Here is a 15,410-nt window from a genome sequence, read left to right on the forward strand (position 1 = left end):
GGGAGACATGAGCGAAGACCAGCAGGAGCACTGGAAGGCGATGCCACCGCCCGACGGATGCCGGTGGTGTGGAGTCGAAGCTCGAACACATTTTCAGCGGTGGAAGCCGCCCGTCGGTTGGCACAGGTGGGAAGCGCCGTCGGCGGAGCAGCGGAAGGAACGCATGCTGGCGAGGCGCAAGGTAAAGAGGAACAAGGCGGGCGAGGCCGACTTTACCGTGAGGCTCGCGATCTGAGTTCGCTGAAGATCTCTCTGAGCTGCTGAGGAACATCCTCGCTCGATGTCAGGCGGAGGGCCATCTGATACATCATCTCAGGTTTACCGCTGGGGGCCTGCTCACTGTGCTCTCGCAAAAGGAGCACGACCTCCGAGCTGAACTTCTTGCCGACGCCCCGGAGGCTCGCGAAATCGGCGGTCGACCACTGGCCTTGCGTGCGCGGCCAGATCTGGTTGGCGGTCTCAACCCACACGCGATCGTCGAAGACCTCTTCTAGTTCATTGAAACCGTCCGGTTCACCGACGAACTTGACGATCTCGGCGAGGGCCTTCTGGCCGAAGAACTCCGCGAGGCGCTTCTCCTTAAACAGTCCCTTCGCCTGGTTTCTGCTGTCGGCGTCGATCATCAGGGTCACCGAGCGCTCGTGTTTGTGAAGATAGCTGGCGAGATGAAGGGCACCTTCATTGTTGGAGCAAGCCCAGAGGGCGATACCCGCGGCTTGGAGTGATAGTCCTTCGGAGAGCCGGAACAGAAGGGGGACGCACCGCTGTTCGGTGTCTCCTTCGACCGCGAGAAAACAGCGCTCATGCAGCAGCACGGTGTTCCGGAGGCCGACGGAGGCGGCGATCTGCCGCAGGTGCAGGTCAATCGCCTCATGCTCGTCGGCGCCCAGGCGCTCGACGATGGTGCGGCCGTCGCGGAGCTTAAGGTTGACGACGTCGCCGATATCGACTCCGTCGATCAGACTCATCGAGTGCGTGGCCACCACAACGCGGACGTTGGGGATTCCGCTCTGGCGGCGGACCAGATTCATGATCTTGCGTTGGTGGTCATAGTCGAGGTGGGTGTCGGGTTCGTCATAGACGATGATGGTCTGGGTGGTCGGCGGCGGTTGCTCCTGCTCGCCCGTCTCAGCGCCACTGGCGGCGTCCTCTGAGAGAAGGTCGCTCGTCCATTCCCAGACGGCGAGGGAGATCCTCCGTGCGCTTCCCTGACCAGACCGATCGAGGCTGATGGGCTCGCCGGAGTTCTTGGCGATCACTAGTTCGGCGCTCTTGAGACCATAGTCGAGGGCCACGTTCGGGCTGACCGCGACTTCGGCCAGATCGGGGCAGCGTTCCTTGATGTGATCGCACAGCGACTTGGCCTCGATCCTCAGCCGCTCCTGAACCTGCTCCTCGATGTCACGGAGAGTGCCATTCATGACGTCGTCCTGCATGTGGTTCTTGAAGCGCCCCATCAGGGCCGTTCGCACGGCGTCATTCGGCTTCGGGGTCCTCCCGTCGAAGCGCAGGAGCTTCGGCAGACGAGCCTCCAAGCCGACAGGAGCAGGCACCCAGCCCTGCGATCCGGAGTTCTCCGCTGCGTAGGACCTGAGTACGCATTCAAGGTCAGCTCGGCGCTGAGAGGCGGCGGACAGGCCGAGTTCTTGAACCAGTTTCTTGAGGGCTGGAACGAGGTGGGTCTGAAGATCGAGCAGCCGCTCGTCATCCGGAACCGGAATCCAGCACTCAAGACGAGCTTGAGTACCTTCCCTCGCCGACCGGCGCATCCGAAGTTCTCCTGGAAGCGCAAACATCGCCTGCTCCCAGTCGTCGAGGACGAAGTCGCCTTCCACCGACGTCAACAGACAGCGAGCGCGAATCCGAGAACCGGCTTCGTCTCCTCCTGCGGCGGAGGAATAGGTGCGGTCGTCATTGACGAGCGAGTACTCGCCGACGAGGAAGCCGAGCGCATCGAGCACGGCCGTCTTACCGCCATCGTTGTGCCCGGCGAGGATCGTCGGACCACTGATCGGGATCCCCATAACCTTAGTGAGTGATCGAAAGCCGTCGGCGGAGAACGTCCTGAGCTGCACGTAGCCTGAACCCGTCTTCCTCGCGAAGCCCGCCCAAGACGGACCGCTACCCCAAGAGCCTCTACCGTTCCCCACACATACGGGAGGCCGTTTCTGTTGCAGAACAACAGCGTAGAGCGAAAGAGCCCCACATGCCGCCCTACTGCAACTTTCGGTGCGCCCGGAAAGCATCGGCGACCGGCTCGCCCTCGAGGTTCTGTCACTGATCGGCTCACGACCAGGTCATTCTCCAGAATTTCGGTCAGCGTGACCGGCCACGCAGGTGAATCGTCCATTGAGCAAGAGACTGTCCTTCCGGAGTCATCTTCCGGGGTGGCTGGAGGCGAAGCGTCCTCGGCGTCTGCTGCTGCCGCTGGTCACAGTCCTCTTCGTCCCAGGTATGGCGTTCTGGATCCCCAGGGAGTAGGCCCAGCTGATCCTGCCGGTCTTCGCACCGCTGGCCGCCGCCATCACCGGCTGGTTCTCCTCGTGCAGGCCGCGCCCCTAAGGCCTGTTTCAGAAGTGGATCACTTGCGTGATCCACTTCTGGGATGATCTTTGGGTGGGTCGTGGTGATTTGACCGCCGCGCAGTGGGCGGCGTTGGAGCCGTTGCTGCCGGTCGGGGTGAAGGCAGGACGTCCGCCGAGGTGGACCGAAACGGCAGCTCATTGACGGGCTCAGGTGGCGGACGCGGACGGGCGCGCCGTGGCGGGATGTGCCGATCCGGTACGGCGAGTGGGAAACGGTTTCCGCGCCAACCGCGCTTACCTGCGCAGACGTGGGATCGCCTGCACGATTCCGGAGAAGGCCGACCAGATCCGCCACCGTTAGAACCGAGGACGACGATCTCGAGCGGGCCCTTTCTGGTTTCCGGGCTCTTTCAGGCGGTGGAGTGGAGGTAGGGGGCGGGGGTGTAGGCGGTGGCGGCTCGGGCGATTTCGGGGGCCGGGGTGGTGAGGGTGAGATCGGTGAAGGCCAGGGGGGTGGCGTAGTAGCGAAGGTTGGCGCGGGCGCTGAAGCCGCTGAAGCCCTTCAGGGCGGCGGTGGTGGCGGGGGCGTCGGACAGGTGGAAGGCGACCGTCAGATGGGGGGAGGAGCGGGAGTTGCGGAGCGGGGCCAGCCGGATCTCGGTGATGTCGGACCAGGGGACCGAGAGGTTCCATGAGGGGACGTGGAGTGCGTCCGGCGTGAAGACCAGCGCCGGGCGGCGGCGGTGGATCAGGAGATGGACGAGGGCCGCGACGGATCCCAGGGCGGCCAGACCGGTGATCGTCGGATAGACGAGGTCGCCTTTGGCCAGGGAGAAGGCGAAGAGGGCGGACATCAGCGCGGCGACGAGGCCGAACGTCGTCAGGAGGCGGCGGAGGGACAGCGGGAACACGACCGTTCCGGACGCGGCGGGGGACGCCGGTTCGGCGGGCGGTGGAGCCGGGACGAAAGCGACGGACTGGTTGATGATGCGGTTGAAGGCGAGACGGCGGCGGGCGACCCACCAGAACGTGACCAGAACGATCGGGAGCAGCGCCTGGGTCGGCACGGTCGCACCGGTGACCGCGGCGGACGTCAGCAGGACGATCTCGGCCGGGAGGATCACGGCCAGCAGCGGGACGGCGGCACGGAAAGGGCCTCTGGCCAGATAGGCGCGTGCCTCGTGGACGGCGATCTGGGCGATCTCCGGGGTGGGGGCAGGGGCTCCGCGCAGGAGTGCCCTGCGGGTGGCGCGGTCGAGGTTCTTCCAGTCGGCGGTCAAGGATGCTCCGGGGGCTGAGACGGGGGTGCGGCACATCGTAAGGGTCGCGACGGGCCGATGATCTCTTTGTTTCCGGTGGGAATTGAGAAGAAGTCGTGAACTTTCCGGGTGGGCGGGGAGTCGGAGGAGGAATGTCCGTAAAGTGCGGGTTGGTCTCCCGGGGGTGACGGGGGCCGGTTCTCGGTCCGGAGGGGTTTCTCGATGCGACGCAAGGTGGTCGCGCCGTTGGCGTTGGTGCTGTGCGGTGTGCTGGTGGCGGGGTGTTCGGCGGAGGGCGGGCCGGGGCCCGTCAGGCAGGTGAAGGCGGCAGCGGACGCCCCGATCGCGGTCGACGCGGCGGGGCTCGGCGGCGGCGCGCACCCGGCGGGGAAACCGGGCGGGCTGCGGATCATCGACGTCACGCCGATGCCGGGGGAGAAGGTCGGGATCGGGATGCCGGTGATCGTCAAGTTCAACCGGACGGTCGTGAACAAGAAGGCCGTGGAGCGGGCGCTGATCGTCAAAACGGCGAAGCCGGCGGTCGGGGCGTGGTTCTGGACGCGGATCAACGGGGTGCAGACCGCGATCTTCCGGCCGAGGAACGGGAAGTACTGGCCGCCCAACATGAAGATCGCGTTCGCGGCGAAGCTGAAGGGCGTCAAGGCCGGCGGCGGGGTCTACGGCGAGAAGAACTACAAGCAGGTCTGGAAGATCGGCGACGCGCACTTCATCGTCGCCAGCGCGAAGTCGAAGTGGCTGAGGGCCTACCAGAACAAGAAGCTGGTCAGGAAGTGGCCGGTCAGCATGGGCAGCGGCGGCGACGTCTGGGCCGACGGGATCGACCACCAGATCACGACCAGCGGTTACCACCTCGTCATGGAGCACAAGCGGGTCGAGCGCATGAGGCCGCCGGGGAAGAAGAAGGGCGACCCCGGCTGGTACGACGAGCAAATCCCCTGGGCTACCCGTATTTCGGCCAGCGGCGAATATATCCATCAAAATATGGATGACCCCACCTGTCTGGGCAAACGCAACTGTAGTCACGGTTGCGTCCGTTCTCCCACCAAAGATGCCGAATGGTTTATGAAGTGGTCGTATCGAGGCGACATCGTCCGCATTGACGGTACAAAGCGCCCCCTCCAGTGGAACAACGGCTGGGGCTTCTACCAGCTCCCCTGGCGCCAGTGGGTCAAGGGCAGCGCCCTCGACCAAGTCGTCCACACCGGCCTCTGACCCCTAAACCAACACGTGCATATACATAGAGTGACGGGAAAGTAGCTCTATGTATATGCACGTGCTATAGGAAAGTCTGACGCGAATTCGGTCGGAGATTATTCCATGTCAGTGAATATATCTTCGTGTGGCAGTGCGATATTCTCGGGGTGAGGGGTGTCGCTTTTCCGGTCTGATGCTGCCAAATCGCGCCGACGAATTAACCCAAATCATAAACAAGTGACTCTATGCGTTGTGGAAAGAGCGCCCAGCGCGGACGGTATCGAGGCTTACGCGCGCACCGTCCGGCTCGTGTGCTCCCTCCGAGCGGCGGCAGTGCGGCGGAAGCGGGCCACAGCTGAACCGCTGAACCCCGGACCTGCAGCCGCCCGGATTCGCGTGGAGTGACGCAGATCTGGGCAGGTCCGGGCGTCGAGGTCGTATTCCACGAGGTGGAGCACGACCCGTTTCTCTCCTGAGGGCAGTCAGAGGTAGGGGCGGGCGGGGGTGACCATGCCCTTGGCGGAGCGGGAGTCGGCGAAGGTGCCGAGGGCCGTCATCTCCCATTCGCCGGAGTAGTGGCGGGTCAGTTTGCACATGAAGACGCCGGTTCGGGGCTCGGTGTAGGTGAGGTTGAAGCGGACGAGTTCCTGGTCGGTGGAGCCGTCGATGAGACGGCAGAAAGCGTTGCTGATCTCGGTGAACTTCTGGCCGGAGTAGGAGTTCACGACGAAGACCAGGGACGCGACCTCCGGGGGGAGGCCGCCCAGGTGAATGGCGATGATCTCGTCGTCGCCGTGGCCCTTGCCGGTGAGGTTGTCGCCCGAGTGCTGGATGGCGCCGCCGAACGCCTTGAGGTTGCTGAAGTAGACGGTCGCGAGGTCGCGGCCGTCGGCGGAGAAGGCGATGCAGGACGCGTCGAGGTCGATGCGTTTGCCCCTGGTCGAGTTGGCGTCCCAGCCGAGACCCATCCGGATCGTCGACAGCAGTGGCGCGCCCCCCTTCACCAGCGCCACCGACGAACCCTTCTCCAGCGACACCTTCCCCTTGTCCAGGCTGATCTTCTGCGCACCCCCTTGCTGCGGATACGCGCCCGGCTGCCCATGCCCCGTCTGCCCATACCCGGGCACACCCGGCTGCCCAGCCGCCCCGGGCTGCCCGTAACCAGGCTGCCCGTAACCCCCCGGCGCCGACGGCTGCCCGTAACCCGGCTGCTGCCCCGGAACCTGCCCATACCCGGGTGCACCCGGCTGCCCAGGCGCGCCACCCTGCCCGTACCCAGCCGCGGGCGGCTGCCCGTAGCCGGGCACACCCGGCTGCCCAGGCGTGCCGCCCTGCCCATACCCAGATGCGGGCGGCTGCCCATAGCCGGGCACATCTGGCTGCCCAGACGTGGTGCCCTGCCCATACCCGGACGCAGGCGGTTGCCCGTAGCCGGTCTGCTGCTCATAGCCCGGCGCACCCATTTGCCCAGGTGCGGTGCCCTGCCCGTACCCAGGGGCGGGCTGCTGTCCAAAGCCCGGTTGCCCGTATTCGGGGGCGGCCTGTCCGGGTGCGGGAGGTTGCCCGTAGCCGGGGGCGGCGGGCTGTCCGTAAGCCGGAGGCTGACCGGGTGCGGCGGGCTGTCCGGGGAGGGGTGGTTGCCCGTAGCCAGGGGTGGTCGGCTGTCCGGGAGCGGGTTGCCCGAAGGTAGGCGACTGGCCTGGGGTGGGCTGTCCGTAGCCGGGAGCGGGCGGCTGACCCGGCGCAGGAGGCTGCCCGTAGCCTGGCTGGCCGTAGCTCGGCTGGCCGGGTTCGGGTGTGGGTGGTTGGCCCGGTGCTGTGGGCTGGCCGTAGTTCGCGGCGGCGGGCTGGCCGTAGGCGGGGGGCTGGCCCGGGAGGGGTGGTTGCCCGTAGCCGGGTGTCGGCGGCTGGCCGTAGGCGGGAGGTTGGGCTGGGTGGAGGTGGTCGGCGGCGGGCGGCTGGCCGTAGGGGGTGGGCTGGCCGGGGGTGGGGTCTTCGGGGGCTAGGGAGACGCCGTAGTCGGTGGCGATGCCGGCTAGGCCGTTGGCGTAGCCCTGGCCCAGGGCTCGGACCTTCCAGGTGGGGCCTCGGCGGTAGAGCTCGACGATGACGAGGGCGCTCTCCGGGCCCAGGCCCGTCGGGGTGAAAGTGGCCAGGACGGCGCCCGAGGACGGGTCGCGGATGATCGCGGAAGGTTCGACGCCCGCGAAGGCGCCGCCGCCGTCGATACTGGCCGTCACCACGATCTTCTCGATGGCGGGCGGGACCGCGGCCGTGTCGACGGTGATGCTGTCGGCGGAGCCCGACGCGGCCGGCCGGTAACTGACGCCCGGCGCGGTCGGCGCGTTGTAGAAGACGAAATCGGAGTCCGATCTGACCCGGCCGGAGGAATCCAGCAGCAGTGCCGACACGTCCAACGGCACCGGCCCCGCCACCTCGATCGCCACCAACGGGACCGCGAGGCCCGTGTTGCCGCCCGGTGTCAACGCAACGCTCATCCGTAACTCCCTCGGCTCGCTCCTGCCCCCACCCTAGGCAACGTTCGGCCGCCGCCACCGTTCCGCCCGTAATCTGTGGACAGTGGGCATCGGAGCGGTCTGGATGGTGGCGGGGCCGCCGGGTGCGGGAAAGACGACCGTCGCGGCGCTGCTCCTGGCGCGGCTGCGGCCCGTCCCCGCGCTCCTCGACAAGGACACCCTTTACGGGACGTTCGTGGCGGCGACCCTCGCCGCCGCGGGCCGTGACCCCGGTGAACGCGAAGGTCCTTGGTACGACGAGCACGTCAAACGGCACGAGTACGCGGGGATGGCGGCGGCCGCGCGGGAGATCCGCGGGTTCGGCTGCCCGGTGCTGCTCAGCGGCCCGTTCACCGGCCAGATCCGCGACCCCGCCGCCTGGACGGACTGGGTCGAAGCGCTCGGCGGCCCGCCCGTCCACCTCCTGTGGATAAAGTCCGACGCGGCGACGCTCCGCCACCGGCTGGAATCACGGGCGAGCCATCGCGATAGTGGGAAACTGCTCGCATTCGACGAATTCCTCATCAGAATGCGACCGGAAGAGCCCCCGGACGTTCCGCATCTGGCCGTCGACAACCGACTAGAGGCCCCTCCACTTGGAGAACAACTAACACGACTTCTCACAAGCTGAGACTTTCCGTCGCATGGTTGCCTGGACTGATCTGGCCGGTATCCGCCCTAAGTGCTGGTGCCCGTCTATGAGAGACTGCGACCCGGGTGCAGGAGAGACATGCCGGAGGGCGGGCATGGGTCGAGGCGACGAGGAAGCGGGACGGCTGCCGTCGGGGCGGCACTCGCTGACACGTGACTATGTGGTGCAGAACCAGATCTCGCGGATCATCGCGGGCGTCATCGAACTGGCCGGAACCAACGGCTACGCGCAGTTGACGGTCGACGGGATCATTGGTCGAGCGGGTGTTTCGCGCGCCACTTTCTACGCACACTTCAAGAACAAGGAAGACGCTTTCCTTCAGGCGTTCGACTCGCTCGCGGAAGAAATGATCGAACGGGTCACGACTGCCATACAGAATGAGTCAGGAGACGATCGGGGTGAAATAGCCGCCGATCGCAGGACCAGGGCCGGGCTCAGTGCGTTCCTCGACTATCTGGCGGGCGAGCCGCTGGGCGCGCGGATGTGCATCGTGGAGAGCTTCGCCGCAGGACCGCCCGCCGCCGAGCGCCGCGACGCGGTGATTCAGGTCTTCACTGAGGTGATCGGCGAGCACATCCGGGAGCTGTTCCCGCGCTACCCGGAGCCGGCGCTGCTGGCGGAGGCCGTCATCGGCGGGATCTATCAGGTGGCGTACACACGGATCAGGCGGGGCGAGGTCGAGGAGCTTCCGACGCTCGTCAACGGGCTCGTCGCGGCGTTCGCGATCCCCGACGCGGAGCGTTGGGGCCCCGAGAACGGGACTGTGTCCTAACCGGTCGGTGGCCGGATCCGGACAGCGTCGAACCACGCCCTAACCTCTGCCGGCAGGCCCCCCGCCGGGTGTGAGCCACGTCTCATCCGACCTGGCATCACTGCGATGCGTGACCACCGGGCCATTCCCGCGACGTGTCCGCCGAGCCGGTGATTCGGACACTTGCCATCGGGCCTAAAAGCCGATCCAAAAAACAGAAATCGCTCATTGTCTCAGCGTATGACGGTTGATGAACACCGTCATTCATGATTCTGTCCGACTGCCGCGACCAGCTTTTCCTCAAGGGCCCAGAGGACGAGCACGGTCACCGGAATTCCTCGCCTCCCACCCTTAGAACGAGGAGAACCATGAAGAAAATCGGCAGAATCGGGCTTCCCGTCGCGGGTGCGCTCGCACTCGTGCTCGCAGGATCGACCGCGGCCATGGCCTCCGCGACGATCACGTCCGGCGGCGTCGCCTACAACGGCAGCATCGTGGCGACCAACATCGGCGGCAGTGTCACGCTGACCGGCACGTCCTCCCTCGGACTGCTGGTCAACACCTGCACCGGTGCCAGCCTCACCGCCTCCATCCAGTCGAACGGCCTGAACGGCTCGCTGACCGGCCTCACGGCGACCGGCTGCACCAACAACCGGGGCGGCACCACCACGATCACCGCCTTCGGCCTGCCCTACACCGGCGGCCAGGTCGACCACGCTCCGATCGCCGGCGGCCGCGACGGCAAGATCACCATCTTCGCCCCCAACGCCGCCGTCCTGGTGCGCGGTGTCGCGAGCCTGCCCGCCTGGGGCATCCCCTCGCTCACCTGCGACTACGGCCTGACGACCTCGACCCCGCTGGTGGTCGACGTCTACAACCCGCTCAACGCGAACAAGCCCGTCCCTGCGAACACGCACGGCCAGGGCAAGCTGGCCGGTCAGCAGCTCCAGCGGCTCACCGCGGACGCCCGCTGCCCGGCCACCATGGCCGCGAACGGCAAGTTCCAGATCGTCACCAACCCCGGGGGAGCCGACCTCCTCCTCGGTCCGTGATCCCGTTCGCCTGATCCCCCGATCCCTGAACCGGGCGGGCCGCGGTCTCCAGCCGCGGCCCGTCCGCCGGCCCGCCCTTCTGCTTTGGAGCACCCCATGAGCAAGTTCTTCGGCCGTGTCCCGGCCGCTGCCGCCACGCTCGCGCTCGGCGGAACTCTGCTGAGTGTGTCCGCCGCGCCCGCCGCCCACGCCGAAACCCTTCCGAACTTCAGCTTCGCGGCCTGTCCCGCCCTGCCCGCGGGCGCCGATCCGGTGTTCTGGCAGTGCAACGTCGTCAAGATCTACAGCGGTACCCTCAAGATCGGCCGGATCGAGCAGTCGCTCTCGCAAGCAGCGCCGATCACCCTGACCTACGCGAACGGCTTCGACCCCGAGACGTTGGAGGAAGGGGTCGTGTTCGGCGGGTTCAGCGCGCCCCGCTACCTGGTCCAGCGCGGGATCTTCGGCGACCCGTTCCTGACGGCCGTCTACGTCCAGCCGAAGTACGTGGGCGGGCTCGGCCTCGCGGACGGCAAGCTGCAGGTGAGCCTCAAGTTCAGCGTGCAGAACATCCTGCTCGGCGCGTACTGCACGATCGGTACCAACAGCAACCCGATCAAGCTGGACCTCGGGATCGGTCAGACCAACCCGCCGCTGCCCAACACCCCGATCTCGGGCAGCCCGCCCGAAGTCGTCCAGAACGACCCGCCGGTGCTGAGGACCACGGTCGTCGACAACGCCTTCTCGGTGCCCGGCGCGGACCGCTGCGGGCTCAACCTCGGCCTCTATGACGGGCTGGTGAACCTGTACGCGAAGACCCCGGCAGCCGCGGGCCGCAACACCGCGATCCTGCAGGAGTACACCTCCTTCAAGACCTACGACCAGCTCGGATAGCCAAAGGTGGGCGGGCCGCACGGCCCGCCCACCTTGCTTTTGTGACGCCCCATCCCCGATGACCTATGGAGAACAGATGAGCAGAGCCCTACGCCGGCGTGCGACCGCCACCGCGCTCACCCTCGCGGCCGGCGCCCTCGCGGTGACGGCCCAGGCCCCGGCGGCCCACGCCGCCGTGGACCCGGTCTCCCCCGCCTTGACGTTCGAGGACTGCCCGGCGCTGCCCGCGGGCGCCGATCCCGACCTCTGGATCTGCAGCGCGGTGGTGATCACCGGCGGCAAACTCAAGATGGGCACGATCGACCAGGACATCGTCGCCCCGCTCAAGCTCACCTACGCCAACGGCTACGACCCTGAGACGTTCGAAGAGTTCTTCATCTTCAAGCCGATCAAGGCGAGCCCTATCAAGGTGACGGGCGGCCTGTTCGGCTTCCCCGGTTCCGACTTCCTGCCGATCCTCCAGATCGGTGCGCTTCCGCTGGAGGCGGCGACGCCCGTCGCGTCGCCCGAACCGACCCTCGCCTACCGGCTGAAGCTCAAGGTCAAGGTCATCAACCAGCTCCTCGGCGACACCTGCGTGATCGGTTCCACCGCAGACCCGATCACGCTCAACCTGACGATGTTCACGACCAGCCCGCCGGCGCCCAACAAGCCGATCAGCGGCAGCCCGCCGGAGATCCACCCCGATGACCCCCAGGTGATCACCGCGACGGTCGTCGACAACGCCTTCAGCGTGCCGAAGTCGCAGAACTGCGGACCGTTCGGCCTGTTCAGCGTGCTGGCCGACCTGCGCGCCGGCCTGCCAGCCAAGGCCGGCACCAACACCGCGATCTTCAACACCCAGCTGAAGATCCAGACCTACCCGGCGCCGGGCGCGGCCAGGAAGGTCCTCACCGGTGTCACGCCGGAGGAAGCGAGCAAGGCGCTCAAGCAGAAGGCGATCGCCGCCAAGTAGGCACCGCTCCGCCGTCAGACGCTCTGCCGTGCCGTGCCTCCCCCGTTCCCACCCCGGGGAAGGCACGGCGTCTGACGTCAAGGGCTCCCCAAGCCCTGACCTGCGGTTCCCCTGGGAGGGTATGCGTTTCGCATACCCGGCCCATGAAATCTTCATGACTGTCAGTTGCCATATGTGACTAGGCGTGGCCGAAGATTTCGTGAATTCTCTTCTCGTAAGCACTTACGGGGAGGGAGGCGGGGTGGACAAGTACGAGCTCTACTGCCAGATGGATCCCGTCTTCTACGACCGGATCGAGACGGCGGTACGCGACGGCTCGGACTACCCGCAGGCGAAGCAGGACGTGCCCGCCGGCTGGCGGTCCCACGCCACCGACACCTGGATGTACTACACGCCCGAAGGCGAACTGCCGGGCCAGGGCTGGAAGATCCACGTCTCGTCGGGGCTGAGCGACGCGCGGCGCGTCTTGGACGTCGTCTGGGAGTACTGCCTGCGCACCGGGCTCGCCTTCAAGTTCCTCCGCGGCGAGCACGTGCTCGTCATGCAGAACTCCAAGGCCGCCGACCGGGCGTCCAGCGGCAAGTTCGTCACGCTCTACCCGCGCGACGAACGCGAGCTCGAACAGGTTCTGGCCGAGCTGGACGAACTGCTGAGCGGTGTCGAAGGGCCCTACATCCTCAGTGATCTGCGCTATGCGCGGGGGCCGCTGTACGTCAGGTACGGGGCGTTCGCCGAGCGCAAATGCCTGAACGAGCACGGCGAGCGGGTGCTCGCGCTGGAGAACGGCGTGGGGGAGCTGGTGCCCGACGTGCGGGGCGTCGCGTTCAGCGTCCCCGAATGGGCTGCTCTGCCCGCTTTCCTCCAGCCGCATCTGGACGCCAGGGCCGCCGTCACCCTGGCCGGGCTGCCGTACACGATCGAGAGCGTCTTCCAGTTCTCCAACGGCGGCGGTGTCTACCTCGCGGCGGACAGGTCGGGCCGGAAGGTCGTGCTGAAGGAGGCGCGTCCCGGCGCGGGCCTGGACGCCCTCGGCCGTGACGCCGTCGCGCGCTCCCGGCACGAACGGGACATGCTCGACCGGCTCGCCGGCCTCGACACCGTGCCCGAGCTGATCGACTACTTCGAGCTGGGCGGCCACGAGTTCCTGGTCACCGAGTTCGTCGACGGCAACCCGCTCCAGCGGATGCTCGTCCAGCGCTACCCGCTCACCTCCGCGACCTGCACGGACACCGATCTCGCCGAGTACACCGCGTGGGCCGCCGGGATCCTGCCGAAGGTCGGCGACGCCGTCGCCGAGCTGCACGACCGCGGTGTCGTCTTCGGCGACCTGCACCCCAACAACATCCTGGTGACGGACGAGGGGCGGCTCGTCCTCATCGACTTCGAGGTCGCCACCCTCACCGAACAGGACGCGAGGCCCGCGCTCGCCCATCCGGCGTTCCTCGCGCCCGCCGACCGCGGCGGAGTCGAGGCCGACAGGTACGCGCTGGCCTGCCTGACGCTCGGGCTGTTCGCGCCGCAGGCCACGATCACGCTGCCGCTGCACGCGGGCAAGGTCCACCATCTCGCGCAACTGATCACTGAGGTGTTCCCGGTCGCGCCGGAGCTGATCGACGCCGCCGTCAGGACCGTGACGAACTCGCCCGCCGACGCCCGTCCGCGCAAGGGGCTGGAGAGCCTCGACAATGTGGTCGGGCAGGGCCGCGAGGCGTGGCCGGAACTCCGCGACGACCTGCAGCGGGCCATCCTCGCCAGCGCCACCCCCGAACGTGACGACCGGCTGTTCCCCGGCGACGTCGCCCAGTTCGAGGGCGGCGGCGCCGTCAACATCGCTACCGGCTCCGCCGGGGTGCTGCTCGCCCTGCACGAGACGGGCGCGGGCCGGTTCCCCGAGTACGAGGAGTGGACGGTGCGGCGCGCGCTCCGGCCCGGCAGCGGGCTCGGACTGTACGACGGGGCGCTCGGCGTCGCGTGGGTGCTGCACCGGCTGGGCGATGCGGAGAGCGCGGAGGCGCTGGCGATCCGCTGCCTCGAGGAGAAATGGCACGGGCTCGAACTGGGCCTCTACTCCGGGCTCGCCGGGATGGGGCTGGTCCTCGCCGCGATCGGGCTCGCCGACGCCGCCGAGGCGATGGCCGCCGAATGCGCCGAACGGATCGGCGGGCCGCTGGACGTCCCCGAGGTGAGCGGCGGCGCGCATCCACGGGCCGGGCTGATGCACGGCTCGTCCGGGGTGGCGCTGCTGTTCCTCGACCGCTACGAGCGGACCGGTGAGGCGATCTGGCTGGAACGGGCAGGTGACGCGCTCCGCCAAGATCTGCGGCGCTGCGTCCACGGTCCCGACGGGTCGCTCCAGATCGACCAGGGCTGGCGGCGGCTTCCTTATCTGGAAGAGGGATCGGCGGGAATCGCGCCCGTTCTTGCACGTTATCTGCGCCATAAGGCCGATCCGGCGATGGAAACGGCACTCGCCGAGCTGCGGCTGGTCGGCAAAGCCCGCTACTTCGTCCAGCCCGGCCTGTTCAGCGGCCGCGCCGGGATCATCGCCGGGCTGCCGCACGACGACCCGAACCTGCCCGAACTGATCGCCGGGCTCCGCTGGCACGCGCTGCCGTTCGCCGGCGGGCTCGCCTTCCCCGGCGACCAGCTCCTCCGGCTCTCCATGGACTTCGCGACCGGGACCGCTGGGGTCCTGTACGCGCTCAGCTCCGTCCTCGACGGGCGGACCGGACTGCCGTTCCTCGAAGGGGGGTGCGACCAGCCGTCACACCCCCTGCCCCTGGTGATCAGCGGCAGTTCGACCAGTGAAGTTCGCTAGTAGTACCGAAAGGAACCGAAAGTCATGACCCTGCTCGACCTTCAGACGATGGAGACCCCCGGCGGCGGCCACGGACACGGCGGCGGCAGCACCCTGACGGTGCTCGGCTGCGCGTCCAACCGCCCGAGCAACCTGAGCCTCCTCCTCTGCCACTAGCAGACACAGGAGACCCCCTGCAGGTGAGGACGGGAGGTGCCGGTGGTACGGCCGTGGCTGGTGGTGTTCGCGCTCATGGGCGCGGTGCTTCAGCTCGCGCTGCCGTACACGCTGGGAAGGACGCTCGACTCCGTCCTGACCGGTGAGACCGGTCCTCTCGTCCCATGCGCGCTGCTCGTCGCGGCGGTGATCGCCTGCGACGCCCTGGAGACGTGGGCGTCGGGGGCGGTCGGCGCGTCCGTCGCGGCGAGCCTGCGCACCGGGATGATCCGGCACATCCTCTCGGTCGGCCCCGCGCTGACCAGAACCCTGCCCGAAGGCGAGCTCGTCACCCGGACGGGGCTCAACGCCGAAGAGGCGGCGCAGGCCGTCCAGGCGCGGATCGGGGCCGTCGCCCTGCTGGTGCCGACGGTCGGCGGGCTCGTCGCGCTGACCCTGATCGACCCTTGGCTCTCGCTGACGCTCGTCGTCGCACTGGTGCTCATCGCGTTCGTGCTGCAAGCCTTCTTCCGTGACTCGGCCGCCTCGGCCGCCGGCTACCAGACCAGCCAGGGCGAGATCGCGGCGCGGCTCGTCGACGCGCTGACCGGCGCCCGCACCATCGCCGCCGCCGGAACGGCCCGCGCCGAGACCGCGCG

General features: G+C 67.7%; 12 protein-coding genes and 1 pseudogene. 10 read left to right on the forward strand and 3 right to left on the reverse strand.

Annotated elements, in window-relative coordinates:
* Positions 1 to 212: 212 nt before the first annotated feature.
* A complete protein-coding gene (locus ACYVE7_RS07060) occupies positions 213 to 2,024 on the reverse strand; it encodes an AAA family ATPase (protein WP_460363743.1) in 1,812 nt (603 codons plus the stop codon).
* A gap of 689 nt (positions 2,025 to 2,713) precedes the next feature.
* On the opposite strand from ACYVE7_RS07060, the pseudogene ACYVE7_RS07065 reads away from it, so the two are divergent.
* A pseudogene (locus ACYVE7_RS07065) lies at positions 2,714 to 2,794 on the forward strand (IS5/IS1182 family transposase); the annotation flags it as partial.
* A gap of 141 nt (positions 2,795 to 2,935) precedes the next feature.
* On the opposite strand, the gene ACYVE7_RS07070 reads toward ACYVE7_RS07065, so the two are convergent.
* A complete protein-coding gene (locus ACYVE7_RS07070) occupies positions 2,936 to 3,805 on the reverse strand; it encodes a hypothetical protein (RefSeq protein WP_460363745.1) in 870 nt (289 codons plus the stop codon).
* Positions 3,806 to 4,006: 201 nt separating this feature from the next.
* Here ACYVE7_RS07070 and ACYVE7_RS07075 point away from each other — a divergent pair, with 201 nt between their 5' ends.
* Entirely contained in the window at positions 4,007 to 5,017 is a 1,011-nt protein-coding gene (locus ACYVE7_RS07075) for a L,D-transpeptidase (RefSeq protein WP_460363746.1), read from the forward strand.
* Between the two features lie 464 nt (positions 5,018 to 5,481).
* On the opposite strand, the gene ACYVE7_RS07080 is transcribed toward ACYVE7_RS07075, so the two are convergent.
* Positions 5,482 to 7,497 carry a TerD family protein gene (locus tag ACYVE7_RS07080; RefSeq protein WP_460363747.1) on the reverse strand — a complete coding sequence of 672 codons (2,016 nt, stop codon included), beginning with the start codon at positions 7,495 to 7,497 and terminating at the stop codon, positions 5,482 to 5,484.
* 103 nt (positions 7,498 to 7,600) lie between these two features.
* Between ACYVE7_RS07080 and ACYVE7_RS07085 the strand changes: the two genes are divergently transcribed.
* The 8 genes from ACYVE7_RS07085 to ACYVE7_RS07120 all read left to right on the forward strand — a co-directional run.
* Positions 7,601 to 8,146 (forward strand): AAA family ATPase, encoded by a 546-nt coding sequence (locus ACYVE7_RS07085; protein WP_460363756.1) that lies wholly within the window; start codon positions 7,601 to 7,603, stop codon positions 8,144 to 8,146.
* A gap of 115 nt (positions 8,147 to 8,261) precedes the next feature.
* Positions 8,262 to 8,939 (forward strand): TetR/AcrR family transcriptional regulator, encoded by a 678-nt coding sequence (locus tag ACYVE7_RS07090; protein ID WP_460363748.1) that lies wholly within the window; start codon positions 8,262 to 8,264, stop codon positions 8,937 to 8,939.
* A 347-nt stretch (positions 8,940 to 9,286) separates the two neighbouring features.
* The gene (locus tag ACYVE7_RS07095) at positions 9,287 to 9,970 is read left to right on the forward strand and encodes a hypothetical protein (RefSeq protein ID WP_460363749.1); all 684 of its coding nucleotides are present in this window, start codon (positions 9,287 to 9,289) and stop codon (positions 9,968 to 9,970) included.
* A 96-nt stretch (positions 9,971 to 10,066) separates the two neighbouring features.
* Positions 10,067 to 10,843, forward strand: coding sequence for a hypothetical protein (locus ACYVE7_RS07100; RefSeq protein ID WP_460363750.1), 777 nt, complete (start codon positions 10,067 to 10,069; stop codon positions 10,841 to 10,843).
* Between the two features lie 76 nt (positions 10,844 to 10,919).
* The gene (locus tag ACYVE7_RS07105; protein WP_460363751.1) at positions 10,920 to 11,798 is read left to right on the forward strand and encodes a hypothetical protein; all 879 of its coding nucleotides are present in this window, start codon (positions 10,920 to 10,922) and stop codon (positions 11,796 to 11,798) included.
* Between the two features lie 241 nt (positions 11,799 to 12,039).
* Entirely contained in the window at positions 12,040 to 14,616 is a 2,577-nt protein-coding gene (gene lanKC, locus ACYVE7_RS07110; protein ID WP_460363752.1) for a class III lanthionine synthetase LanKC, read from the forward strand.
* A 24-nt stretch (positions 14,617 to 14,640) separates the two neighbouring features.
* Positions 14,641 to 14,772, forward strand: coding sequence for a SapB/AmfS family lanthipeptide (locus tag ACYVE7_RS07115; RefSeq protein WP_460363753.1), 132 nt, complete (start codon positions 14,641 to 14,643; stop codon positions 14,770 to 14,772).
* Positions 14,773 to 14,808: 36 nt separating this feature from the next.
* The coding region (locus tag ACYVE7_RS07120) for an ABC transporter transmembrane domain-containing protein (protein WP_460363754.1) at positions 14,809 to 15,410 on the forward strand (602 nt) is incomplete at its 3' end.

The organism is Actinocorallia lasiicapitis (genome assembly GCF_054778695.1).